General features: G+C 41.1%; 29 protein-coding genes, 1 tRNA gene and 1 riboswitch. Of the genes, 25 read left to right on the plus strand and 5 right to left on the minus strand.

Annotation, left to right across the window (positions count from 1 at the left end):
* Positions 1 to 25: 25 nt before the first annotated feature.
* Positions 26 to 457, minus strand: a complete 432-nt coding sequence (locus LGO15_RS10425) for a DUF2621 domain-containing protein (protein WP_167833025.1) — start codon at positions 455 to 457, stop codon at positions 26 to 28.
* A 139-nt stretch (positions 458 to 596) separates the two neighbouring features.
* On the opposite strand from LGO15_RS10425, the gene LGO15_RS10430 reads away from it, so the two are divergent.
* The 5 genes from LGO15_RS10430 (at position 597) to LGO15_RS10450 (ending at position 5,129) form a co-directional block, all read left to right on the plus strand.
* A tRNA-Sec gene (locus LGO15_RS10430) sits at positions 597 to 693 on the plus strand.
* A 178-nt stretch (positions 694 to 871) separates the two neighbouring features.
* A complete protein-coding gene (locus tag LGO15_RS10435; protein ID WP_226087531.1) occupies positions 872 to 1,684 on the plus strand; it encodes a VOC family protein in 813 nt (270 codons plus the stop codon).
* 312 nt (positions 1,685 to 1,996) lie between these two features.
* Complete coding sequence (locus tag LGO15_RS10440) at positions 1,997 to 3,691, plus strand: M3 family oligoendopeptidase (protein ID WP_226087532.1); 1,695 nt, start codon at positions 1,997 to 1,999, stop codon at positions 3,689 to 3,691.
* 345 nt (positions 3,692 to 4,036) lie between these two features.
* On the plus strand, positions 4,037 to 4,504 hold the full coding sequence (locus tag LGO15_RS10445) for a hypothetical protein (RefSeq protein WP_226087533.1): 468 nt from the start codon (positions 4,037 to 4,039) through the stop codon (positions 4,502 to 4,504).
* A 112-nt stretch (positions 4,505 to 4,616) separates the two neighbouring features.
* The gene (locus LGO15_RS10450) at positions 4,617 to 5,129 is read left to right on the plus strand and encodes a GNAT family N-acetyltransferase (RefSeq protein WP_167833029.1); all 513 of its coding nucleotides are present in this window, start codon (positions 4,617 to 4,619) and stop codon (positions 5,127 to 5,129) included.
* Between the two features lie 107 nt (positions 5,130 to 5,236).
* Here LGO15_RS10450 and LGO15_RS10455 read toward each other — a convergent pair whose 3' ends face one another.
* Both LGO15_RS10455 and LGO15_RS10460 read right to left on the minus strand, forming a co-directional pair.
* Positions 5,237 to 6,154 (minus strand): LCP family protein, encoded by a 918-nt coding sequence (locus tag LGO15_RS10455; protein ID WP_226087534.1) that lies wholly within the window; start codon positions 6,152 to 6,154, stop codon positions 5,237 to 5,239.
* 256 nt (positions 6,155 to 6,410) lie between these two features.
* A complete protein-coding gene (locus LGO15_RS10460; protein WP_226087535.1) occupies positions 6,411 to 7,058 on the minus strand; it encodes a DUF3891 family protein in 648 nt (215 codons plus the stop codon).
* A gap of 95 nt (positions 7,059 to 7,153) precedes the next feature.
* Between LGO15_RS10460 and LGO15_RS10465 the strand changes: the two genes are divergently transcribed.
* Positions 7,154 to 7,420: a DUF1450 domain-containing protein gene (locus tag LGO15_RS10465; RefSeq protein ID WP_226087536.1), complete on the plus strand. Its 267-nt coding sequence runs from the start codon at positions 7,154 to 7,156 to the stop codon at positions 7,418 to 7,420.
* Between the two features lie 25 nt (positions 7,421 to 7,445).
* Here the strand turns inward: LGO15_RS10465 and LGO15_RS10470 are convergent, their stop codons facing one another.
* Positions 7,446 to 7,631 carry a hypothetical protein gene (locus LGO15_RS10470; RefSeq protein ID WP_167833033.1) on the minus strand — a complete coding sequence of 62 codons (186 nt, stop codon included), beginning with the start codon at positions 7,629 to 7,631 and terminating at the stop codon, positions 7,446 to 7,448.
* 164 nt (positions 7,632 to 7,795) lie between these two features.
* Here LGO15_RS10470 and LGO15_RS10475 point away from each other — a divergent pair, with 164 nt between their 5' ends.
* The 6 genes from LGO15_RS10475 to LGO15_RS10500 all read left to right on the plus strand — a co-directional run bounded on the left by LGO15_RS10475 (position 7,796) and on the right by LGO15_RS10500 (position 12,422).
* A complete protein-coding gene (locus LGO15_RS10475) occupies positions 7,796 to 8,152 on the plus strand; it encodes a hypothetical protein (protein WP_226087537.1) in 357 nt (118 codons plus the stop codon).
* Between the two features lie 189 nt (positions 8,153 to 8,341).
* On the plus strand, positions 8,342 to 8,851 hold the full coding sequence (locus LGO15_RS10480) for a cell wall hydrolase (protein WP_226087538.1): 510 nt from the start codon (positions 8,342 to 8,344) through the stop codon (positions 8,849 to 8,851).
* Between the two features lie 153 nt (positions 8,852 to 9,004).
* Entirely contained in the window at positions 9,005 to 9,784 is a 780-nt protein-coding gene (locus tag LGO15_RS10485) for an SGNH/GDSL hydrolase family protein (RefSeq protein ID WP_226087539.1), read from the plus strand.
* Positions 9,785 to 9,797: 13 nt separating this feature from the next.
* A complete protein-coding gene (locus tag LGO15_RS10490; protein WP_226087540.1) occupies positions 9,798 to 10,709 on the plus strand; it encodes an ABC transporter ATP-binding protein in 912 nt (303 codons plus the stop codon).
* The gene (locus LGO15_RS10495) at positions 10,702 to 11,682 is read left to right on the plus strand and encodes a DUF2705 family protein (protein WP_167833037.1); all 981 of its coding nucleotides are present in this window, start codon (positions 10,702 to 10,704) and stop codon (positions 11,680 to 11,682) included. Before LGO15_RS10490 ends, LGO15_RS10495 begins: the two co-directional genes overlap by 8 nt.
* Before the next feature lie 563 nt (positions 11,683 to 12,245).
* On the plus strand, positions 12,246 to 12,422 hold the full coding sequence (locus LGO15_RS10500; protein WP_167833038.1) for a hypothetical protein: 177 nt from the start codon (positions 12,246 to 12,248) through the stop codon (positions 12,420 to 12,422).
* A 37-nt stretch (positions 12,423 to 12,459) separates the two neighbouring features.
* Here the strand turns inward: LGO15_RS10500 and LGO15_RS10505 are convergent, their stop codons facing one another.
* Complete coding sequence (locus LGO15_RS10505) at positions 12,460 to 13,872, minus strand: glycoside hydrolase family 18 protein (RefSeq protein ID WP_167833039.1); 1,413 nt, start codon at positions 13,870 to 13,872, stop codon at positions 12,460 to 12,462.
* Positions 13,873 to 14,035: 163 nt separating this feature from the next.
* Here LGO15_RS10505 and LGO15_RS10510 point away from each other — a divergent pair, with 163 nt between their 5' ends.
* The 13 genes from LGO15_RS10510 to LGO15_RS10570 all read left to right on the plus strand — a co-directional run bounded on the left by LGO15_RS10510 (position 14,036) and on the right by LGO15_RS10570 (position 24,347).
* Positions 14,036 to 14,404 (plus strand): hypothetical protein, encoded by a 369-nt coding sequence (locus LGO15_RS10510; protein ID WP_167833040.1) that lies wholly within the window; start codon positions 14,036 to 14,038, stop codon positions 14,402 to 14,404.
* Positions 14,405 to 14,507: 103 nt separating this feature from the next.
* Positions 14,508 to 14,846, plus strand: a complete 339-nt coding sequence (locus LGO15_RS10515; protein WP_167833041.1) for a YolD-like family protein — start codon at positions 14,508 to 14,510, stop codon at positions 14,844 to 14,846.
* A 122-nt stretch (positions 14,847 to 14,968) separates the two neighbouring features.
* Positions 14,969 to 15,634 (plus strand): ribose-5-phosphate isomerase RpiA, encoded by a 666-nt coding sequence (rpiA, locus tag LGO15_RS10520; protein ID WP_167833042.1) that lies wholly within the window; start codon positions 14,969 to 14,971, stop codon positions 15,632 to 15,634.
* A gap of 112 nt (positions 15,635 to 15,746) precedes the next feature.
* Positions 15,747 to 16,424, plus strand: coding sequence for an AlkZ-related protein (locus LGO15_RS10525; protein WP_167833043.1), 678 nt, complete (start codon positions 15,747 to 15,749; stop codon positions 16,422 to 16,424).
* A gap of 2 nt (positions 16,425 to 16,426) precedes the next feature.
* Positions 16,427 to 16,951 carry a cysteine hydrolase family protein gene (locus LGO15_RS10530; RefSeq protein WP_167833044.1) on the plus strand — a complete coding sequence of 175 codons (525 nt, stop codon included), beginning with the start codon at positions 16,427 to 16,429 and terminating at the stop codon, positions 16,949 to 16,951.
* A 93-nt stretch (positions 16,952 to 17,044) separates the two neighbouring features.
* Positions 17,045 to 17,440 (plus strand): nuclear transport factor 2 family protein, encoded by a 396-nt coding sequence (locus LGO15_RS10535; RefSeq protein WP_167833045.1) that lies wholly within the window; start codon positions 17,045 to 17,047, stop codon positions 17,438 to 17,440.
* A gap of 210 nt (positions 17,441 to 17,650) precedes the next feature.
* A complete protein-coding gene (locus LGO15_RS10540; protein ID WP_226087867.1) occupies positions 17,651 to 18,538 on the plus strand; it encodes a DMT family transporter in 888 nt (295 codons plus the stop codon).
* Between the two features lie 92 nt (positions 18,539 to 18,630).
* Positions 18,631 to 19,302 carry a hypothetical protein gene (locus LGO15_RS10545; RefSeq protein WP_167833046.1) on the plus strand — a complete coding sequence of 224 codons (672 nt, stop codon included), beginning with the start codon at positions 18,631 to 18,633 and terminating at the stop codon, positions 19,300 to 19,302.
* Positions 19,303 to 19,412: 110 nt separating this feature from the next.
* A complete protein-coding gene (locus LGO15_RS10550) occupies positions 19,413 to 20,075 on the plus strand; it encodes a sigma-70 family RNA polymerase sigma factor (protein WP_167833047.1) in 663 nt (220 codons plus the stop codon).
* A gap of 20 nt (positions 20,076 to 20,095) precedes the next feature.
* Positions 20,096 to 20,677 (plus strand): ATP-dependent Clp endopeptidase proteolytic subunit ClpP, encoded by a 582-nt coding sequence (clpP, locus tag LGO15_RS10555; RefSeq protein WP_167833048.1) that lies wholly within the window; start codon positions 20,096 to 20,098, stop codon positions 20,675 to 20,677.
* Between the two features lie 130 nt (positions 20,678 to 20,807).
* Positions 20,808 to 21,989, plus strand: a complete 1,182-nt coding sequence (locus tag LGO15_RS10560; protein WP_226087541.1) for an aminotransferase class I/II-fold pyridoxal phosphate-dependent enzyme — start codon at positions 20,808 to 20,810, stop codon at positions 21,987 to 21,989.
* Positions 21,990 to 22,070: 81 nt separating this feature from the next.
* A riboswitch (SAM riboswitch) is annotated at positions 22,071 to 22,177 on the plus strand.
* Positions 22,178 to 22,319: 142 nt separating this feature from the next.
* Complete coding sequence (locus tag LGO15_RS10565) at positions 22,320 to 23,369, plus strand: LLM class flavin-dependent oxidoreductase (RefSeq protein WP_226087542.1); 1,050 nt, start codon at positions 22,320 to 22,322, stop codon at positions 23,367 to 23,369.
* A 24-nt stretch (positions 23,370 to 23,393) separates the two neighbouring features.
* Positions 23,394 to 24,347 carry an ATP-grasp domain-containing protein gene (locus tag LGO15_RS10570; protein ID WP_226087543.1) on the plus strand — a complete coding sequence of 318 codons (954 nt, stop codon included), beginning with the start codon at positions 23,394 to 23,396 and terminating at the stop codon, positions 24,345 to 24,347.
* The last annotated feature ends 8 nt before the right edge of the window (positions 24,348 to 24,355 follow it).

The raw sequence follows: 24,355 nt of genomic DNA on the forward strand, positions 1-24,355 counted from the left end.
AAACTGCCTTTAATCAAAGGCAGTTTTAGAACAAACTCTCATATGGAGCAGTGCTGATTTGCTTTTCAGCAAGCCGCTTTCGCAAAAATTTATGGTCACGCTTCGGTGTTGCAAGGATATAGCCGCGGATGACAAGCTCCTGTGAGATCCTGTCCACTTTTTCCTTAAGGGCGAGCTCACCTATTTTACCAGCGATCTTATGTCTTGCCACATCCCTGAATAATTCAGGTACCGGACTTACCAAATCTTCGAGCAATGCCTTCTGTTCATCCGGCCATAAATGCCTAGTCTGGTTCACATAATACTCTTCCCAGTCCATATCAGATTTGCCGTCATCCTTTGGCAGCTTTTTCAAAAACTTGCGGAACATAAAGTAACCGCCAATCGCGAATAAGCCAACCAAAACAACGATCCAGAACATCATAAACCACAAAAACCAACCTTCAAGCTGATACATAACCCTTCACCCACGCATTTCTAATATCTTTTCTTATTATAGTACCAGCTGACAAGAGAAGACAAGTCTTGTGACAATTTGAGTAACACTCTTGTAAAATCGACAGCTTGTAAGTATAATAGACCTTGTTCTCAAAAATGGGGCTGAATGGGGTACTGGTGTCCCCCACGGTCTTCAAAACCGCTTGTGACCTGCGTGCCAGGTCAGGTGGGTTCGATTCCCACGCAGTCCCGCCAACTATACATACTAGAAACCGCTCAGCATGCTGGGCGGTTTTTTCGTGTGAAGAATAATTGATCCAAGGGTACTTGGAAAGGTTCTACTTGGAACGAAAAGGTACGTCCCTCACCTGCTTTATAGTATAATGAATTAATTGAATATTACTAATATTTGTTATTAGAAAGGGGTAAAATAATGCAATTTTTCTTTGATCACCTAGTTTGGTTCTTAAAGCAGCCAGAGAAAGCAATGTCTCCCTTAAATGAAAGAGGCCTTCATGTTGTGAAGGGTGGTCGTCATGAGTCTTGGGGAACATATAATACCCTAACTTATTTTGGCTTAAGTTATATTGAATTTTTAGGAATTGAGAATCTATCAATAGCTGAAAAGCATGATGAAAATCGATTGATTACGCAAATCGTTGAACAGTTAGCAAAAGAAAATCGGGAAGGTCCTGCGACAGTAGCGATCCGAACAAATCAAATAGAAGAATTAGCAATAAAACTTATGACAGAAGGACTTACAGTATATGGGCCGCTAACTGGGGAAAGAGTTCGGGCTGATGGTCAAGTAATCAAGTGGTCATTGTTATTCCCTGAGTACGCTGAAAACAAGCTTTCTTTACCGTTTTTTATTCAATGGGAAAAATCAGATGAAGAAAGGCTTTCGGAACTAGCGGAACAAGAAGTTATAGGATCACACAATTTAGGCCAACCAAAATTGGAAAGTGTTGGATTTGTCGTAGATGATTTGGATAAAACACTAGAAATTTGGAGTGAACTGTTTGGCCTTAAAAAAGGAGAAGAGTATATCGATACGGAGCTGAATGCCCGTTGCAGAAGTTTAAAATTGAACGGCACTAATTTATTGTTTTTTACACCAATTGGAGATGGACCGGCTGCTAAAGTATTAAAAGAAAAAGGGGAGAGTCCTTTTTTAGTGAACCTGACTGACACAAATCAAAGTCACTTCTTTGAAATGCTGGATGGTTATTGGAGGTTCCGGTAATATATTAAGATCCCCGGCCAAAAACACAACTTAGTAACCGCTCAGAATGCTTGCGATCTTTTTGTGTCTAGTATCTTTAAATGGTGATTCACTCACTATAAGTTTTACCTCAGTCGGTCAAAAAGCAAATGAACAATCTAAATTTAAAAAATGAAGTAGAGAATGGCGATCTCCTTTTAGAAAGTACTTTGGAACTACAGTGGATTTATATTTCGAATAACGAAATTTTTCTCTGGAATTAAAAGGAGTTTGTCTCACGTTGTCGAAATAGGTACTTTATACGAATTTTTTATACATAAGGAGGATTTTTTTATGCAGTTTAATGATTATCCATATACAAGGCCAAATATTGAAGAGGTGGAGGGGAACTTTCATCAATTACTAGAGAGGTTCCAATCTGCTGAGTCTTTTGAGGTTCAGGACGGAGTAATGAAAGAAATTAATGAGTTACGCTCTGAGTTTGATAGCATGAGACAGATTGTCCAAATACGTCAGACGATTGATACGACGGATGAGTTCTATAAGAAAGAAAAGGATTTTTTCAATGAAGTTGGACCTACTTACAAGGGTCTAATCACAAAGTATTACGAGGCACTTACAGGTTCAAAGTTCCGCACTCAGCTAGAAGAAAAGTGGGGTAAACAGTTATTCTCATTAGCTGACAGTCAATTAAAGACGTTCTCTCCTGATGTGTTGAAAGACATGCAGGAAGAAAACAAGCTAGTTAGTGAGTATGTTGATTTACTTGCTTCAGCTAAAATTCCGTTTGATGGGGAAGTGAAAAATCTTGCTCAATTGGTTCCTTATAACCAATCACCTGACCGTACCATTAGGAAGGAATCAAATGAGGCGAAGTACAACTTTTTTGTTGAGCATGCCAATCAATTAGATGATTTATACGACAAGCTTGTAAAAGTACGTACGAGTATTGCTAGGAAGCTAGGATTCTCTTCTTTTACAGAGTTAGCCTATGCTCGACTTTCTCGTACAGATTATGATGCTGAAATGGTCGCAAAGTTTCGTGACCAGGTGAAAGAGTATATCGTTCCTTTAGCTACGAAACTAAAACAAAGGCAGCAGGAACGGATTGGTGTCGATACATTTAGATATTACGATGACAGCTTCAGCTTTAAGACAGGAAATCCTGATCCTAAAGGAGATGCGGAGTGGATTGTACATCAAGCGAAGAAAATGTACGAGGAAATGTCTCCTGAAACGAATGAGTTTTACACTTATATGGTAGAAAACAACCTAATGGATCTATTAAGTAAAGCAGGTAAGGCTGGCGGTGGATACTGCACCTATATCAGCAAACATAAGTCACCATACATTTTCGCAAACTTTAATGGAACAAAAGGCGATGTTCGTGTTTTAAAGCATGAAGTAGGACATGCGTTCCAAGTGTTTGAAAGTCGTAGGTTTGAAGTACCTGAGTACGGGTTCCCTACACTAGAAGCGTGTGAGATCCACTCTATGAGTATGGAATTCTTTGCTTGGCCTTGGATGGATCTTTTCTTCGAGGAAGATACGGATAAGTACAAGTTCTCTCATTTAAGTGAAGCGGTCCTGTTTATTCCTTATGGCGTGGCAGTCGACGAATTCCAGCATTTTGTGTATGCCAACCCGGAAGCAACACCAGCCGAGCGCAAGCAAGCTTGGAGAGAAATCGAGAAGAAGTACCTCCCACATCGCGATTATGAAGGAAATGACTTCTTAGAAAACGGTGGTTTCTGGCAGCAGCAGGGACATATTTACAAGGTTCCTTTCTATTATATTGATTACACACTAGCTCAAATTTGTGCGTTGCAATTCTGGAAACGTACGCAGGAAAATAGAGAGGATGCTTGGAAAGATTATCTGCACCTTTGTAAGCAAGGTGGAAGCCAGTCATTCACAGAACTTGTCAAAGAAGCGAACTTAATTTCTCCATTTGAAGATGGTTGTGTGAAATCTGTTATTGATGAGATTGAAGCTTATTTGAATACAGTTGATGATAAGGCTCTTTAATGCTGGTGCCAACAACTTCAAAACGGTTTGTGGCCTAATGCCAAGACGCTGGGGTTCGATTCCCAAGCTTGTCACGCAAGACTCGTAAATTAGCAACCGCTCAGTATGCTGGGCGGTTTTTTAGTGTGAAGAATAGCTGTTCCGTGTGAATTGCCTTTTTCTATTTATAAGCATAAAGTACGTCCCTGTGCTTCTGAAATGCTTTCGCGTGTATAGTGGCATGTGATTTTTCAATTAATTAGATTGATTGGAAGAAGGTGTTTTATTTCTAAATGAAGAATTTTAGTCATATGCAATTTTATGGAGAGAAATGGGATAAGAAAAGTTAATAAAGGATGAATATAGATGGACACTCCTATTTTGTTTTATAAGATATATCAAGGTGATGTCGCTCCTTTTGATTATGTTAATTGGGCATTGAGTATGTTGAAAAATAATAATGATTCGTTTTCTTTGAACATACTTTCATCGCTAAGAGAACCACTTAATATTTTTGAAGTTGAAGATTATTTTAGAAGGGTTTTAAGAGAATTAAATTTGCAAAAACCATTATTTGAGGAGTGTGCAGATTATTACATTCTGCAATTAGCAAAAAGCATCCTGCATGAAGATGAAAATAATGCTATTGATTTAGCCTATAAGATATATGAGGTTGTTCGTGAACTTGATACTTCCGAAGGTCTAGAAGAGTGGTATAACATTAGCGAAATGATTGATGAGTTTAGATATGGAGATAATATTTCACACTTAACAAAGGTTGCATTAATAGTAACCATCGTGAAAGAAGCCAAAAAAGTAATTAAACAGGAATAGAACCTAATTACGCCTGTTCAACCAACTTGTGCAATACTTCAACAAAGGGTTATGCTTTTTATATTTTATGTAATATTTGTAGATAAGTATGGCATTAAAGGAGATGGATGAATTGAAAATCAGAGAAATGCAATACGAAGAAATCGGCACTGTTAGGAATCTAAGATTGGAAAGTTATCAAGAATACGAACAATTCGTTTCAAAAGAGCATTGGGAAGTGTTAAAAAACACACTAATTTCAGATAATGATTTAAAGAATAATGCTAAAATATATACAGCTGAACTGGACGGTCAAATAGTAGGCAGTATCGTTTTGTTTCCGCCATCCATTCAGGCTTATGACTGGAACGAAACTATACAAGACTATCCTGAAATCCGTATGCTTTCTGTTAACCCAATGATTCGTGGCAAAGGAATTGGGAAAGCTTTAGTTGAGCATTGTTTAAAAGTCTCAAAAGAAGAAAATAATTCATATATCGGCCTCCACACAGCTTCTTTCATGAAAAAAGCATTATCGCTTTATGAAAGTATGGGGTTTGAACGTATTCCAGAACAGGATTTAGAGCCAATGAATGATGGGGTTATTGTAAAAGCATACATAATGGATTTAAAAAAGAACTCTTAGGGAGTTCTTTTTATTTTTATGGATTCTTTAGCCTCGTAATGGAAAATCTCATGTTATAAAGGAGAAGAAGCATAGCTCACTATGCTTCTCTGTGACTAGTTTTTCTTTTATAAAAACTTCTCCAATGCATCTTTACTTTGCTCAAAATCCACCTCCAAAACTTCCCCAACCCCATCATAAGTTTCATTTTCAAAGCTGCCATCTTCGGGTAGTCGCAGGGTTTGAATATCACCTGTTTCGTTGGTGAGTATGTCTTTTCCGATGGTCAGGAGGGTGGGTGTATCGATATTGGTTTCGACGTATGTACTCATTAAGTCCAAAAGTTTTGGTAGTTTTGTGACGCTGTTTAGCGATACGGCTTCTTCTTTCAGTTTTGACACGACTTCTTGTTGTCGTTGGACTCGGCCGAAATCGCTTAGTCGGTCCTGGCGGAAGCGGACGTAGCCTAGCAATTGTTCGCCATGCAGTTGTTGTGTTCCTTCTTCTAGTGTCATCCCGATTCCATCGGACATTTCGTATGGGATTTCTACTTCAATTCCACCGGGAACGAGGAGGTCGACGGCTTTTACAAAGCCTTCAAAATCAACAATCGCATAATGGTGAATGTCCAGGCCGAAATTCATTTTAATCGTTTCCCTTAGTAATTCGGCACCACCGAAGGAATAGGCAGCATTTAATTTCTGCTGGCCGTGTTCTGGGATGGTCACATACATATCGCGCATAAGGGAGATCAGTTTTACTTTTTGTGTTTGTGGGTTGTAATGGGCAACCATGATTGAGTCTGTTCGCGCACTTTCTTCTCCGCGTGAGTCGCTGCCTAGCAACAGCACATTCACTGCTTCTGTTGTATTCTTCTCTCCTTGAAACGAATCTGCTTCTGCTTTTTGAAAGGGTTGATTAAGTGCATTATATGTTCCTTCTATGTACTGAGATACGGTAAAAAGACCAACCATGAAGATTCCAAGGAGGAGCAGGGCGCCGAAAACTCTTCCCCATCTTACTCTTTTGCTTCGCTTTTTTGTCATTTTTACACCACCTAGGTTGAACTTTCCTTTTTACCAGAAGTGGTCATTATCCCATAACTTTATTTCAGCTTTTTGTAGATGAGGTTACAATTGTTTGAAATTCTCTTTACAATGCAAAAAAACCGCACAGCGAGTTTTACTGTTCGGTTAAAGAAATGTTACTTTTCTATATAAAAATGGGCTGCTTCGATAAGCGGAAACCAATCCAATTTCTTCGATTTGATCCTTCTCAACCGCCTTATAAGGTAATGTGACATTAAGCATTTTTTGAAAAAGGAGAATGTGAGAGGGAAACAGTTTCTTTATCGAGCCACACTGCATGGATGGTTTGGTCATTCATAAATGAGAACTTTTGAGGAAAGCCTTTTTTGTAAAAATAATGCTCTTGTTCCTTTGGTGTTCCAGGTTCATTCAGGCAAATATACAATGACAGGTTATCGCAGAATTTCAATAGATTTAAATGAAAGGAAAGGACTTTGTCATTCGCAATCCCTAATTCCTTCTGTAACTCCTGCTGTCTTTGCTTTTCAGCGACCCAAAAGTTCTTCCCAATCGTACTTGTTGCATCTTCAAGGAATGAGCCATAGTGAAGACTGCACAAAAGGCCGGCATATGGATCCATCTGAATAACTTCATCAATTCCCTCTTTGTAAAAGGCAAGCTTAGGGCTTCCAGGATAGTCCATAAAGGAGTAAGGCTGCTGGGTATGTTCGTTCCATAATGGCTCTTCATCTGGCTCTATCCAGCAGCGGTCATGTTCCCGTACGGCGAGTACCACTGAATCTTTCTTTTCTATCCCGGAAAAATAATCATCTCTCCAGCACTTTGCAGCCTCCCGGGAAACCAGGGCATGGTCATGCTGGGCAACCATGATGAAATCCTTTTCCCGTTCATGAATGATCATGCTTATTCCCCCGATTTATAAATGTTTAGCATATGAGTGAAAAATGTTATAATTCTAAAGTGATAGCGGACTTTACTAGTAAAGGAAGTTTCAAAATGAATGTAATCCAGAAGCTTTTTTCAAAACCAAAGAAAGCAAAGGTCGAATTCTGCCAGCGGAATTTGGAGCAGTTTTTACAAGAAGAGAACTATGCTGCCTATAATGAGTTCTTAAGCCATAAAAATATAGCCTACAAGGAATTCGAATGCCAGAGCAAATGCAAGGAATGCAGGCTGTCTCCTTATGCTATCGTCAATGGCGATTTTGTTACTGCAGAGGATTCGGACGAGTTGCTAAAGAAAATGGCAGAATATATAGATTGAAAAGCATCGTGCTCGATGCTTTTTTTTACTGGCCATCCGTTGGTCCATTTCCGCCTGGAAAAATAAAAGACTTGTCATGCAGTGCTTGATCTTGTTCAATTCGGTGATTTTCTGAATCTAGCTTCGGATCACCGGTTCCTTTCTTTTTATCCATATAAAGAGCAATGGGAATCAAAACAATTAACGGGGAGAATATTAATAACCAAAACATTGCCATCTCTCCTTTCATTTATAAACAATCCATATGCAGATTTAGATTTTCGAAAAACAAGAAAACTTGCTTAAGTTAATTTTAACATAAATATCCATTTAGAATGGCGGAGTTTTAAAATTCCTTCTTGAAACATATTTGTTTTATAGAAGGAGCTGGTGCAGATGATGAATTTTGACATGCAAAAAGCCAATCTGCTGGCGGAGAATATCAAGGGTTTTGCGGAGTTTATTCAGAAATGCTATAACCATAAATCAGGTTTGATTTTGAATCATGATAAGCTTTACCAGGTGAAGCTATGGGTCGAGGAGTATAAATTTAACCAGATCGCTGATGAGCTAGCGAGAATCAATATGTTTGAGTGGGATGGAAAATACACATTATTGCTGGTGGAGCGGTTCTCAAAAGGTCTGCGAATCATCGATGATTATGTGGAGTATAACCAATCTGACTTATTTATCCTGACGGCGAGGATCCATATTCTAAAAAATTTGAGTGCACTTTTCTCTGTGGCTGAATGAGAATTCTGATATTTAAAATGTGTAACAAAGATTACGAATCATCCTTATTACGTAATAATAAATACAGTTTTTACCCGCGTTGGCATAAGTTAAAGATTAACCCAATGTTTCACTAGTGTGGTACGATTGTAAACCTGTTAGCCTAAAATAGGGCCTGTTCAGTCTAATAAACCAAACAGGAGGTTTACAATGAAAAAAATAATTATGCTAGTTTCAATCCTTACATTAGTAATTGGTTCATATACAGTTTATGCTGAAACGACGAAAACCAATCATGCTGATACCTTGAAAACGAAGAAAGTGGATGTTGATTCAAAGGAGTCTTCTGTCACAGATAAACGCTTCATTAAAGAAGAAGAGGTAAAGCTGCTAGCCCGCCTGGTCCATGCGGAAGCAAAAGGTGAGCCTTATGAAGGCAAGGTTGCTGTTGCAGAAGTCGTGTTGAACCGAGTGGAAAACGAACAATTTCCTGATAGTGTCAAGGAAGTCATTTATCAAAAAAACGCATTCCAGCCGGTCCAAAACGGTGCGATCAATAAACCAGCAAATGAAGAGGCAATCAATGCAGTTGAAGATGCCCTTGAAAATGATAATAAGATTGACAGCCTTTACTTCTATAATCCGGATACAGCGACAAGCCAGTGGATCTTCACTCGTGAAGTCGTAAAAACGATCGGAAAACATGCATTTGCCATCTAAAAGCGCGAAACAGCTTAGCAAGCTGCGCGCTTTTTTGCGTTCATAAGGCTGGAGAGCTGACAGCCAGCACATTCGCCACAGTATTATCATTTTTATTCCTGGAGAAATTATTATAAAATAAAGCTTACCAATTAGTGGAACGAGGGTGGTCTGGTGAAGAAGTATTCGGTAAGTTTAACACTGGTGTTTTCAATGCTTTCATTGATATTGATGCTGTTTGGCCTTGGGTGGACAATCCAGAATCAATTTTTCAGCCAAGGAGCAACTGGAGCTGTCGAGCAGGTTAAGCCAGTTGAAAATGAGGGGGATAAAGACGGTAAGGTGGTTGTTGCCCTTGGAGATTCGCTGACTCGCGGAACTGGCGATGATTCAGGTAAAGGCTATATTGGGTATCTCGTTGATGAGCTGGAGGATAAATCGAAAGAAAAAATTACGATACATAATTTCGGGGTTAAAGGCTACCGTTCGAATCAGCTGTTGGAGCAGCTAAAACAAGGTGAAATCCAGAGGAAAATCCAGAGTGCAGATTACATCTTAATAACAATTGGCGGAAATGATTTGTTCCAGAGCGGTCAAACGTTTTTGCAAATGGATGAGAAGCAAATTGCTCAAACAAAGGAAAGTTATATGAAGAACCTTGAATCCATTTTAAAAGAATTGCGGGCCATTAATGATTCGGCTGTCATTTTTCATATTGGATTGTATAATCCGTTCATTGACTTAAATGATTCCGAGCTGACAACGAAAATCGTCCGCGATTGGAACTACAATACCAATCAGCTGCTTGACGAGAATGATAAGGCTGTCTATGTGCCGACTTTTGATTTATTCCAGCTGAGTGTGAACGATTATTTATACACAGATAAATTCCACCCGAATGCTGAAGGCTACAAGCTGATTGCGGAACGGGTCGCATCTTTGATTACATGGTAAGGGGGGGAGAAATATGAGTGAGATTACGCTGTCTGTAAAAGGGCTGAAAAAGACAATCAGCAAAAAGGAGATCATCAAAGGAATAGACTTTGATTTGAAACGAGGCGAGGTCTTTGGCTTCCTTGGTCCGAATGGTGCTGGCAAAACGACGACCATACGGATGCTTGTGGGCTTGATCAAACCGAGTTCGGGTACGATCGAGATTGGCGGCTACAATGTCCGGAAGAATTTTACGAAAGCGATGGAGCAGATGGGGTGTATCGTCGAAAATCCTGAGCTCTATTCCTACCTGACTGGCTGGGAGAATCTCGAGCATTTTGCGAGGATGCTTCCTGAAGTGGACCGGAAGCATATGGATTATGTGGTGGAGCTTGTAAGATTGGAAGAGCGGATTCATGATCCTGTGAGGACCTATTCTCTTGGGATGCGGCAAAGATTGGGAATCGCACAGGCATTGCTTGGAAAACCTAAAGTTTTGATTCTGGATGAACCTACAAATGGATTGGATCCAATGGGGATTAGGGAGATGCGTAATTTCATTCGTTATCTGGCTGAAGAAGAAGGGTTGACTGTACTGGTGTCAAGCCATCTCTTGAGTGAAATCCAATTGATGTGTGATCGGGTCGCAATTATTTCAAAGGGTTCCGTTATCAAAGTGGATTATGTTGATAACCTATTGGCACTTCAGGAAAAAGTCATCTGGCAAGCGGAACCACGTGACTTGGCAAAGGAGATTTTAGCTGGAGTCACAACAGTTTCGGATGGGCCTGACGATTCATTGGTGACGCCTTATATTGAAAACGAAGCAGCGAATTGGAACCGGATGCTGATTGAAAAGGGTATCCAGGTGAACGAAATGAACCGCAAATTGCCTGCACTTGAAGACCTTTTCCTCGAACTGACTGGAGGTGAGTCAATTGATTAACCTGGTCAGGAACGAAATGCTGAAGATTGTCCGTAAAAAAAGAATCCTGGTTGTAGCCGGAATCATTGCAGTGCTCGTAGCACTTTTTACATACTCTCAATACAGGGAAATTGAAAGAAGGCTCGAACGCTTTGGGGATGTTGATTGGCGGACGACCCTCCAGCAGCAAATCATCGATACACAAAACCGGATTACAAGCAGCGGGATTTCCGATGAGTGGAAAAGCGAACTGCAGCTGCGAATCCAACAGCAGCAATATTACCTTGATAACAATGTGAATCCGATGGAGCCGGGTGCGCCAAGCTTTGCGAGGGTGTTTGCAGAGCATTCCATCAATCTGTTCCTGCCCTTGATGATCATGGTCGTTGCGGCTGATATTGTTTCCTCAGAACGAAGCGCAGGCACGGTAAAACTTTTGCTCACACGACCGGTCAAGCGCTGGAAGATCTTGATGAGCAAATACATCACCTTGGTTTTATCCGTCTCGATCATCGTTCTCCTGTTTGGGCTTCTGTCCTACTTGATCTCTGGAATCATTTTTGGCTACCAAGGATGGTCGGCCCCTGTGATAACTGGGTTCAATGTCGTAGGGAATGAGCTGAATACAAATGCCGTCCAGATGATTCCTCAGTGGCAGTATTTGTTGATGGAGTTCAGCTTGGTGTGGTTTGTCGCACTAATTGTCGGGACGATTACATTTATGTTATCTGTTTTGATCCGCAATACACCAGCAGGAATGGGCGTCATGCTCGCCGCGCTGATTTCAGGAGCCATTCTTAGCAATATGGTCTCCTCCTGGGAACAAGCAAAATACTTGTTCATGATCAACCTCAATCTTACAGGCTACCTTTCTGGCCAGGCACCGCCAATTGAAGGAATGACGCTCGGGTTCTCACTCGTGATATTGACCATTTGGGGATTGGCTGCATTAATTGTTTCGTTTGCTGTGTTTATCAGGCAGGATATATATTAATATTTGTGAACCCTGGCCGGTTTTGGCCAGGGTTTTTGATGATTTGAGGGATTTGGGAATCGTTTCAGCAGGTTGGAGAGAGTAAATTAACGATCGTCTAAGGGTTAGGGAGGATCTATTAACGGTTGTGCCAGTTTTTTTAACGGTTGGAGAAAATATATTAACGGTTGCGGCAGATTTATATACGGTTAGGAAGAATTTATATACGGTTGGAGTGAATTTTAGATTGGTAGAATTTTTTTCATGGGAAAACCAGGTAATGATGATTTAATACCAGTTAACACCAATTACCACTGAAATCATACAAGTTGTTTTCAATTTCGTTAAAGTATGAAACTTTTTACGGAAAACAACGTATTTAAAACCGAGGTGAGGAGCATGCTCAAAATCAAGCCGCAGTGCTGTGTTTGCAAGAAGGAAATTCAACCGAATGAAGAGGTTTTCGTTAAAATGAGGTACCCTGAAACCAAGGGAATGACGGAAATCAAAGCATTTATCCAGTATCAAGGGAAAATATTCTGCAATGATTGTTTGAATAAGTAATCATACGGGAGGAACCGGGGATGTTTGTAGAAAAACGGTCAGAAAAGAGAAGGAAAAAGAAGTATGATGGAAGCTATACTTTTTGGGATTTCGTTTTTGATATTCTTTTTTATATTCCTGAATTGATTTTTCTGCCGTTCCGACTGGTTTTCTATCTATTCAGATTCCTTGCGAGATCAATATTTGACGGCATATAAAAATCCTGCGACGCTAAATTCGCAGGATTTTCTGTAACTATAGCTTCCTAGCCCTGAAATTGTTTTGGAGCACGGGCCAATTCTGCGGGAAGGAAGGCCCTAGCACCCAGTAGCTTACACCGCGAAGCCCATATTCTTTTGCGGTATCGTATTTGGCCTGGACGCTCCTTGCGTCTTCGTACCATACCTCATGCTGTTGGCCGTCTGAGTCGGTGTAGCGGAAGAATGGTGACTGATAGGTATCATGGTATTGGATGTTGACTCCCTGTTGTGCCGCGAGTTCGACGGCTCCTTTTGGGCTGACGGTCCGGGCGTAGGTACCCTGTACCCATGGTATTCTCCAGTCCCTTCCATAAAGCGGTACACCCATCATGATTTTATCTCGCGGAATGGCTGTTACGGCATAGTCCAATACTTTCCTTACTTCATTAAGCGGTGCAATTGCCCATGGCCTTCCGCCGGACCAGCCCCATTCATATGTCATGATAACGACAAAGTCAACAATCTCACCATGCGCTTCGTAATCGTGTGCCTCATATAGAAGCCCTTCCTGATCGGCTCTTTGCTTTGGAGCAAGTGCAGTCGAAACGGTATAGCCTTCCGGATGCATAATGCCAACCGCTTTTCGCAAAAAATTGTTATAGTTTTCTCGGTCCTCAGGATAAACGTATTCGAAGTCGATATTCAATCCGGTATAGCCTTTTTCCTTCATTTTAACGAGAATATTGTTTAACAAAGTATCCTGGACGCCTGGATTCCGCAGGATGTCGGCTGCCCGGTCTGAGCTGAACGAGCCGTCCGCTTCGTTTGTGATTGTGAGCAATGGTGAGGTGTTGGTCATTTTTGCCCCCTGAAGGACCAATGTATCCTGAAGGGTAAGGAGTGACCCGTCTTCACCGACTTTATATGAAAAAGGAGAAAGGTACGTGAAATGGTGTCCTCGTGACAGGACATCTCTTCGCCCTGTTTCACTCATTCTTGTAATATAGGCATTAACTTCAATGGTAGGTTTTGCAGGCGCGGGAATACGTAAAACAAATCCTGGATAAATGAGAGAAGGATTCGAAATATTATTAGCTTCTGTGATTTGGTTAATACTCACCCCATACCGCTGCGAAATCGCCCATAATGTCTCCCCAGAATTAACGGTGTGGCTTAAGTAAGGCAGTTCAAGCATTTGGCCTACGAAAATCATGGCAGAATCTGCAATGTTATTGTAGCTTGCAATCTCCTGTACGGTAACTCCATAGCGAGAGGCAATGGCCCATAAACTGTCACCTTGCTGGACGACATATTCCCGATTATTTTCAGGTATTACGAGCGATTGACCGACCACCAACACATTTGGATTATCGAGTTCATTCACTAGAATGATTTGGTTGATTGTTGTTTGATATCCCTGGGCAAGTCTCCAAAGAGTATCTCCTGGTCTAACGACATGTATTTTCATAGTAAATCAGCCCCTTAGTAATACTACCTCTTAACATCATATGCTGCAAAAAGATGTCCTATTTTCGGTGATTAAAATTCAGAAAATTAAGAAATAGGGTATGCATTTTCTCTATTTCGTATATAATAGGTAGAAAACTATAAAGATTAAAGGGGAAAATGGTATGGTTACGTACGGCACTTTTTTACTTTTAGTAGAAGAGGCGGAGAAATTGAACTGCAAAGTGATTTATGACTCTAAGAAGAAAATCAATTTTAACCCAAACATGTCCATAACGATTCCATTATCGACCACGCTGGAAAATGTATATGCCTTTGCTCACGAGATTGGCCATTGTATTGATTTTGTCAATGACGAGCTCGACTATGAAAAATGGCTGAATGACTGGTCTTATCGGATAACGGCAGAAATGAGCGCATGGGTACATGCCTATAAAATACTTAAGAAGTTGAATGTACCACTGGATGGGTGGAAGGATCATGTTGATTCCAAGCTCTCGACTTATTTTAAATATCATGAAGTGATTGCATAGACTGGCTCAGGCCAGTTTTTTTAATGAAAAAATAAATTTCTCTAGTTTGCGAACGTTTGTTCGGGATATAATAACGTTAAGTACTCCCGAAAGGATGGTCAGCATGAGAATACGAGACAGAGGAAAGCTGAAATTTATGCCTGCTCACTTTATGCCGGAACATCGGGCATTATTGAGGAAACTAGCGCGTGATGAGCTGCGGCAGCCACGGCCGTTGCTGGATGAATACGAAATTCAGGAGTTTGAAAATCGGATTTGCAGCGCGATGGAATATACATACAAAGTGAAAATCACGAAGTGGGATGATGGATTTACATATGAAGAAAAAGGCCATGTCCATTATCTTGATCCAATAAGGAAGGAGGTACGGATGGTGACAGATGATCGTTCGGTAATTGTATTTAAATTCGAAGACATCATTGCTGTATCAGTTATTGATTAAGTTTTCTCAATAACCATTTCAAAAGTTTTGTGGCAATGCTCTTCATTTGAGCGTGCCAAAATTCTCGAAGCAACGACTTAAAAATCCTCCTAAAAGGGTAAAATCATCTAGAGGTGAAATCAATGAATGAAAAGCAAATAGTTGGCGAAAAGGCGGCTGAATACATAAAAGACGGCATGATTGTAGGACTGGGAACAGGATCGACCGCTTATTATACAATCAAAAAATTGGGCGAGTTAGTGAGAAATGGGATAAACATTAAAGGGATTCCAACATCAGAACAAACCGCTGTATTAGCAGTGGAGCATGGTATTCCGCTTGCGGATTTTAAGAATGTGAAACGGATAGATGTCGCAATTGATGGAGCGGATCAGGTAGACACTAAATTGAACTTGATTAAAGGCGGTGGGGGGGCACTGTTAAGGGAAAAAATTATTGCCAATGCTGCTTCTGCTTTTATTGTCATTGCAGATTCATCAAAAAGAGCAGAGAGGTTAGGTGCTTTCCCGCTTCCGGTTGAGATCGTAAAGTTCGGAGCAGAAGTGACCTGTGAAAGAATCGCAGAGCTTGGCTGCCAACCGAAATTAAGATTAAATGTGGACAAGCCATTCATTACGGACAATGGGAATTATATTCTCGATTGCGATTTTAAGCAGATTGAATCACCTGAGGAGCTGGAAAATCAGCTAAATATGATACCTGGCGTGGTTGAAAATGGTTTGTTTGTCAATATGGCGAAAAGGCTGATCACGATTGAAAATGGCGAGCTTGTTGAAAAAACAAAATGAATTTTTAGCGGTGCTTCTGGTTTTTGAAGTGCCGTTTTTTCTTTATGGAAAGGGGAATGGTACCAGGTTATAGAATTACAATGTAGATTAATATTTGGAGGAGCTGTCGAGATTGAGAGATTACAGTATAAAAACATATGAAGAAGCGGTTCAGATTATTGAAGAGGTTGGCTTTCTCCCACTGGCTCCATTGGTACCTGATTACCACGCGCTTAATACAATTACTGTTCCGGAGTCATGGCATTCAGATACAGAATATGATCCGTGGATTTGGCGTACAAGATTTGCGGTTGAAGGTGTCGCAGGCTATGGAAAGTTCATTAAGAAAAAATCTGTTCTGATTTCACGTGATTTACTTCCATATTTTAAGGCTGTCCTAGGCAGTTATGAAAAAGTTGAAGTACGATACCAAAAAGGAAATGTATCGAGAGAAGCGTTGGCTCTTTACCGATCCATTAGTGAAGAAGGGGTCATAGATACAAGAGAGTTGAGGACTCTGGCGGGCTTAAGGGAGAAAGAGCACAAAAAGGTGTTTGACAATGCTCTATTGGAACTGCAGGGAACGATGGATATTGTCATTTCAGGAACCAAGAAAAAGACAAATGCGGAAGGCGAAAAGAATGGCTGGAGCAGCACATCCTTTGAAACCTACGATTCTTGGGCAAGCAGAAATGAAATTGAAATGATGACGGTGGAAAAGGAAAAGGCAAGAGAATACCTTTTAAATCACTTTCAAACCGTTGCCAGTGAAAACTCCGTAAAGAAGCTGAAGAAAATACTGGGGGAATGAAAATGATAAACAAAGCATTAGTAATCATTGACGTTCAAAACGGAATGTTTCAGGAAGGAGAAGCAGTTTTCAATGGAGAGGAGCTGCTGAAAGGGATCAAAGCGCTAATAACTAAGGCCCGTTCTGCTAAAATACCAGTTGTGTATATCCAACATAATGAAGAAGCAGGATATCCATTGGAAAGCGGAACATATGGCTGGCAAATCCATTCGGAAATTTGCCCAGCTGAGGGAGATAGGATTATTCAAAAAAACACACCGGACTCCTTTTTAAAAACAACGCTTGACCGAGAGTTGAAAAAAAAGGAGATTGAACATCTCTATCTAGTTGGCATTCAAACGGAAGTTTGTGTAGATACAACATGCAGAAGCGCATTCAGTAAGGGATATAAGCTTACTTTGGTTTCCGAATTACATAGCACGTGGCCCAGTGAAGAATTAACAGCCCAGCAAATCATTAGCCATTACAATAGAACATTGCGCTGGTTTGCAGATGTGCAATCTAGCCATGAGATTCACTTCACTTGAGTGAAAAGGATTTGAATGGTAACAGATTTTAAGGATGTATATTTCTAGTGGGCAATAGATGAGTTTGAATCACATTGTGAAGGAGAGATGAACGTGGGAATTCCTCAAAATCTTAGGATTGATTGCCCAAAAGATTGTGGTAATGCACCCAAAAAAGTGTTATTAAAGGAACTTACGGTTGCTCTGTTAACGAGAGATTATTCTTGCATGAACGAAAATATGGCAGATGACATTCGATGGCAGGTTGCTGGCGATAAGTGTATTTATGGAAAAGATGAGATCAGAGATGCTTTTAATGAAAATATTAGCAAAGAGGTAATTCAGCTTCATATTCAAAACATTATCACACATGGTCCGACGGGTGCGGTAAATGGTTTCTTCGTATTTGATGATCATTCCAAACTATCTTTCTGCGATGTCTATACCTTTTCGAGTGCCGGAAAGAGTGCAAAAGTTAAAGAAATTATGTCATTCAGAGTAGAAGAATAACTGATGTATTAGTTTTTCTCTTTGATACGGGCTAATAATCCACTATGAGTACTCATACCAACTTATGAAGCAGGTGGACTCATGCAGGCTTAAAGAAATTCTTTAGGCTATACTCGTGGAAGAATCATTAAGGAAAACCAGGCTTAAAAGCAGAATATATTTCTGAATAAGGGAGGGGCCGTTGTGGAAAAACAAAATCTTCATCCTTTGATGTTCTTTGCGCTCGTTGTCGTTACCACTTTTCTCATGGGCTCTTCTTTTACCGTAGGCAAGATTGGGTTGAACTATGTCTCTCCATTGTTATTGGTTGGTTTAAGATTCTCGATCGCCGGTTTGCTGATGGCGGTACTTGTCAGGAAAAGAATTAGGCCGGATAAGCTGGTTGATTGGGGAAGGATTTTCATCATTGGTTTAATGCAGACTGCAGGGGTCATGGGCTGTATTTTCTTGAGTTTACGTACAATTACTGCTGGTGAGTCATCAATTTTAACCTTCACCAATCCATTGATGGTTGTGATTATGGGGACGATTTTCCTGGGGATTCGATACAGGCTTCTTCAATGGGTTGGTGCAATTATAGGGTTCATCGGTGTATTCATTACATTAGGTTTCCATTTGCAGCTGACAGTTGGTACACTTTTCGGTCTGGGGGCAGCTGTGTTTTGGTCCATCGGGACCATCCTGATCAAACAATGGGGCAGCCGCTTCAATGTTTGGGTGCTGACAGCTTATCAAATGCTCTTTGGAGGCATTATCCTCCTACTGATGGGAATTACGCTGGAAACACCGAAGCTGACGATTACTCCGATTTCTATCTCAGTGATTTTATGGCTGGCAATCATGGCCTCGATTGTCCAGTTTGCCATTTGGTTTTACTTGATCAATCAGGGAGACCCTGGCAAGACGAGTGCTTTCTTGTTCCTGGCACCATTTTTCGGTGTGCTCACTGGCTGGGTACTGCTTAATGAGGTTGTCGAATGCCATGTTTATGCAGGCGGAGCACTGATTTTCACGGGCATTTTTCTGGTGAACTGGACATTTAAGAAAGCGAATCAGGAGTTTGGTATTGGCAAAGCTGCTAAATCAGTAAATGACTAGGTTGTATTCGTAAACTTTCCTATTTAATGAGCGGGTCGAGGTGTATTTTATAAAAATGATTTTGCTGGCGTTTAAAAGGAGTAATGTTCAGGATGAAAAGAGTCTTTTTATTGTTAGTGGCTATGGTGTTAATGGGTTTTGGCTCTATTGAAGTGAATCGTCATGTCCCGCCTGAAGTTTTCGAGACTGCAATGGATAATTACCAGGAGTTTCTTTCATTTGTGATTAACGATGGAAATCCGGAAGACTGGAAAATAGGGCAGTTTGTTGCCGATCATCAGCTAGTGATTGATAACAAGTTGAATATAGCTATAAGACCATTAAATCAGTGGGTTGCTCCAGTGCTATACAATGGTTTGATCATCGGCCCCATGAGAGTGAATAAATCTTCTGAGGGAAGATATGAAATCGTTGAGTTTGGTTTTTCGAGATCCACTTCACTTTTGCAGTTAAAGCCGGACGAATATTTTCTTTCCAATATGCAGTATGATCTTGAGTTAGGATATACTCCATCCAGAGATTACATCCGTCCATTTGGCGGAAAGGCAGCCAGGCTTTTTGATGAATGGGGAGTCGATGCCGAAGGAATTCCACTAACTGAGTTTGAAGTTCTGATCAAGCAGCATTTAAAGGAAACTTATCCTGACCGTTTTCCCGAAAAAAAGCCATTGTCCAGATATTATTTGCTGGCTTTAATACCAATAATTTTAATACCATTAGCAGTAGTACTAAGAAAAAATAAACAGTCTGATAAGGCTGGCTAAATTCAATTCCAGCATATGTTAAAGAAAGAATGATAAAAATTTTTGCAGGCCGTATCTTTCCTCTCCCTAAATCCGTTTAAGGGACAGAGAGGTTCAAAGGAGTGAACAGGATGTCGATCGACAAGCTCAGGAAAATGGATATAGCAAAGGATACCGGTGTCATGGACCATTATCAAAATCTTAAGAGATATTGCCGGTTTTTAACGCAGAGCAGCTGGGATGGTGATGATCTTGTGCAGGAAGTGACGGTTAAGGCAATCCACCATTATGAGCCTTCACAGATCAGCTCGGCCTTGTTGAAAAAAATGGCTTACAATCATTGGGTTGATACGGTCAGGAAGCGCAGCCGTGAGGTAACGGGAATACCGGAAGATCTCGCTTCATTTACTAATGGCAACGTGATCGATACAGTCGAGATGGTTTTGGCCAAATTGACGCCGAAGCAGGCTGTTATTTTAGTTTTAAAGGAAGCATTCCGTTTTCAATCACGCGAAATCGCTGAGCTTATGGATACAACGGAAATGGCTATAAAAGCATCTCTTCACCGGGCCAGGAAACGACTCGAGCGTGATGGAAACCTTCAAGAAGTGGATCAAGGACTCACCGAGGATGAAGAAAAGCTGCTGTCAGACTTGCTTTGCGAATCACTTCAGTCTGAGGATCCGACTGTGTTGCTTGAAAGCATCCAGGAGATCCCTTCACTTACTCCTTGTTCACCGGAGATGTCTTTACACTCTCGTTCACCTCTCTCTACTTTCAAAATGGCTGCGTAAGCAGGAAAGGGAGGACCAAATTGAGTACAATTCCTTATGTCATCGAACAATCAAACCGGGGAGAACGTTCATACGATATTTATTCAAGGCTTTTAAAAGACCGGATTATCATGCTTGGAGATGAAATCAATGACCAGGTGGCAAACAGCGTTATTGCTCAGCTTCTGTTTCTTGAAGCAGATAATCCTGAAAAGGATATCTCGATCTATATTAATAGTCCTGGAGGTTCAACCACAGCAGGATTCGCAATTTTTGATACGATGGAATACATCAAGCCCGACATCAGCACAATCTGCATCGGAATGGCCGCATCTTTTGGAGCCATGTTGCTGCTTGCCGGTACAAAAGGGAAAAGATTTGCATTGCCTAACAGTGAAATCATGATCCATCAGCCGTTGGGCGGTGCAAGAGGCCAGGCGACTGAGATTGAGATTTCGGCTAAAAGAATCCTAAAGCTGCGCGACCATGTGAATCAAATTATTTCCGATAGAACTGGCCAGTCGGTTGAAAAAATCGCAAAGGATACTGACCGGGATTATTTTATGAGTGCACAGGAAGCTTTGGAATACGGGATTATTGATAAAATTATTACACGAACATAGGGGCTGCTTAAGCAGTCCTGTTTTTTTTTTGCTAGAAATGACTGGCTGCCCCTGATATAATCGAATTTATATTTTAAAAGATTCTAACAATTCACAGCGTTAAAGAAATAAACAGTAAGGGAGAATTTCCATGAATATTTACGGATCAGAAAAGATTAGAAAGATGACATCAAGTATTTTTCAGGAAGTGGTTGACCGTAAACAGGCAGCATTGATGAACGGGAAAGATGTTATTGACTTATGTATAGGGAGTCCTGATTTTGGCCCGCCTTCTTTTGTAATGGAGGAACTTGCTAAATATTCGATGGATCCAGGGAGATATGGATACACGTTAAAGGGAATCAGTGAATTTAATGAGGCAGTTACATATTTTTATCAACAGCGTTATTCTGTTGAGCTAGAAGCCGAAAGTGAAGTCTTGCAGCTGATGGGCTCGCAGGATGGGCTAGCGCACTTGGCTACTGCAATCATTGACCCTGGGGATTATGTACTTGTTCCGGATCCAGGTTACCCAATCTATGAAGCTAGCGTAACCATTGCCGGCGGGTCGATCTATGCTATGCCTTTGTTGGAGAGAAATCAATATCTGCCGCAGCTGAATGAGATTCCTCTAGAAATCTTAGAAAAGTCAAAAATGATGATCTTGAGTTATCCTGGAAATCCTGTCACGGCTCTGGCGGACAGCAGCTTTTTTGAACAGGTAGTCGAATTCGCTAAAGTACATAACATCCTCGTGGTGCACGACTTCGCCTATTCTGAATTGATTTATGATGGGAATCCGAAAACCAGCTTCCTTTCGGTGGAGGGCGCCAAAGACGTAGGGGTAGAGTTTAACTCATTGTCAAAAACCTTCAATATGGCAGGCTGCCGCATTGGCTACGTCGCTGGGAATTCACAGGTGATCAATATTCTTGCTTCCTTCAAATCACATATCGATTACGGTATTTTTTACCCGATTCAAAAAGCAGCAATTGCTGCACTGACCTCAGATTATTCTTTTCTGGGGGATCAGCTGAAACAGTATGAAGCACGAAGGGATGCATTGGTTTCAGGGTTCAGGAATAGCGGTTGGCAAGTGGCCAATTCTCCGGCAACGATGTTTGTGTGGGCTAAAATTCCTGCCGGCTGGAAATCCCGCGATTTCGCTTTCAAGCTAATTGATGAAGAAGGAATTGCCGTCGTTCCTGGTGATGCTTTTGGCAAACAAGGCGAAGGCTATGTCCGAATTGCCATGGTTCAGCCACCAGATAGACTGATAGAAGCATCTCAAAGGGTAAATAAATTTTTGTCTGGGTTTCCGGTCGGAATCTAATAATATTTCGATAAACGAATTGACTTTTGAATGAATTTGGAATATTATCACTTTAACGAACTAAAATTTAATATTTATGTCTTCTTATCAAGAGAGGTGGAGGGAAAGGCCCTGCGAAACCTCGGCAACAGGTTCTTAAAGAATACTGTGCCAATTCCTGCGGACAATTTTTGTCTGAAAGATGAGAAGAGAGTATGATATGGCTCTCTTCTTGAAGAAGGGAGCTTTTTGTTTTTAGGAGGCTTATTTATGAGTCTTTATTGTTTTACTTATAAAACCAACTTATCAGGTTTGTTAAGTTGGAATTCTATGAGCAGAGGAGAGATTGAGATGAAATACGGATTTTGGCTGCCTATTTTTGGCGGATGGCTAAGGAACGTAGAAGACGAAAACATGCCGCCTACCTTTGACTATGCAAAGAAAGTGATTCAATCAGCAGAACAATGGGGCTACTCTACAACATTAATTGCCGAATTATACTTGAATGATATAAAAGGGCCAGAGTGCGATTCCCTTGAAGCATGGACAACTGCTGCCGCACTGGCTTCAGTAACGGAAAAAATTGAAATAATGGCAGCGGTTAGACCGGGCTTCCACAATCCGGCTATCACAGCAAAAATGGCGGCAAATATTGATCAACTCAGCAACGGTCGATTTACGCTTAATGTTGTTTCAGCATGGTGGGAGGAAGAAGCAAGGCAATACGGCGGAATTTTTACCGAACATGATGAGCGATATGACAGGACTATAGAGTTCATAGATGTACTCAAGGGACTATGGCGTGATGAAACCTTCTCTTATGAAGGCAAGTTTTATCAGCTCAAGGATACGAAGCTGTTCCCGAAACCAGTTCAGCGGCCGAATCCGGTCCTTTATGCCGGCGGAGAAAGTCCAAAAGGAAAACAGACCATTGTTGAAAAATGTGATGCCTATGTCATGCATGGCGGAACAGTAGAAGAAATTGAACGGAAAATTACAGACATGAAAGTCCGCAGAGCGGCTACGTCAAATCCAGAATTGTCGGAGTTCGGAATGGCTGCCTATGTCATTTGTCGTGACACCGAGGAAGAAGCATTCGCAGAATTGAAACGCATTACGACTGTAAAGGAATCAAGTGCCTATGCTGGCTTTAAGGATTTCACAAGTAAATCCCAGCTTGAACAACAAATCCAGCACCAGGATTACTCGGTGTCAAACCGTGGGTTACGCCCGAATTTAATTGGCACTCCAGACCAAATCGCCGAGCGAATTCTTCAGTATGAACAAGCCGGATTAGGGTTGCTTCTGCTGCAATTCTCTCCGCAGCTCGAAGAAATGGAACGTTTCGCAAAGCAGGTTATGCCTCTTGTTGAGGCAAAAAGAAAGCAAGCGATTGCTTGAACTACCATAAGGAGATGAGTAAATATGAGCAAAGTATATATCATCCATGAAAATAGTGAATGGACAATTCATTTAACAAAGCGGTTAGAGGAGCTAGGTGTTCCTTTTGAGGAATGGCATCTTGACGAAGGACTGCTGGATTTATCAAAGGAACCGCCACAAGGTATTTTTTATAGCAGGATGAGCGCTTCGTCTCACACGAGAGGCCATCGATTCGCTCCGGAATATACTGCCCAGGTTTTAGCCTGGCTGGAGGCTCACGGACGCAAAGTTTTCAACGGAACACGCGCGCTGGAACTGGAAGTTAGCAAGGTCAAGCAATACCTTGAGCTGGCCAAGCAAGGAGTAAAAACTCCAAGGACAATAGCGACTGTCGGTAAAAAACAGCTCTTAGAAGCGGCCAAGGAATTCGAAGGGAAAGCGTTTATCACTAAGCATAACCGTGCAGGAAAGGGTCTTGGAGTACAACTTTTTCAATCGGCTGATGCATTGAAGTCATATGTTAATGGCTCTGCATTTGAAGAACCGGTGGATGGTGTTACGCTCATTCAGGAATATATCCAGTCTCCGGAGAACTATATAACAAGATGTGAGTTCGTAGGCGGAGAATTTGTTTATGCCGTGAGGGTCGATACATCTGAAGGCTTTGAATTATGCCCGGCAGATGCCTGCCAGATTGGAGACCTTTTCTGTCCTGTAGGAGAAGAGGTTGATGAAAAGCCGAAATTCCAGGTTATCGATGGATTCAAGGACCCTATTATTGATCAATATAAGAGAGTGCTAGAAGCTAACAATATTAATGTTGCCGGAATTGAATTCATCAGAAATGAGTCAGGTGAAATTTTCACTTACGATATCAATACAAATACTAACTACAATTCTGATGCCGAAGCAAAGGCAGGGAAATTCGGCATGCTTGAGTTAGCAAAATTTTTAGGAGAAGAGCTGGCTGCGGAGTATGGCATAGTGACAAGATAAGCAGGGGA

It is taken from the genome of Mesobacillus sp. S13, assembly GCF_020422885.1.
GTDB lineage: Bacteria > Bacillota > Bacilli > Bacillales > Cytobacillaceae > Mesobacillus > Mesobacillus selenatarsenatis_A.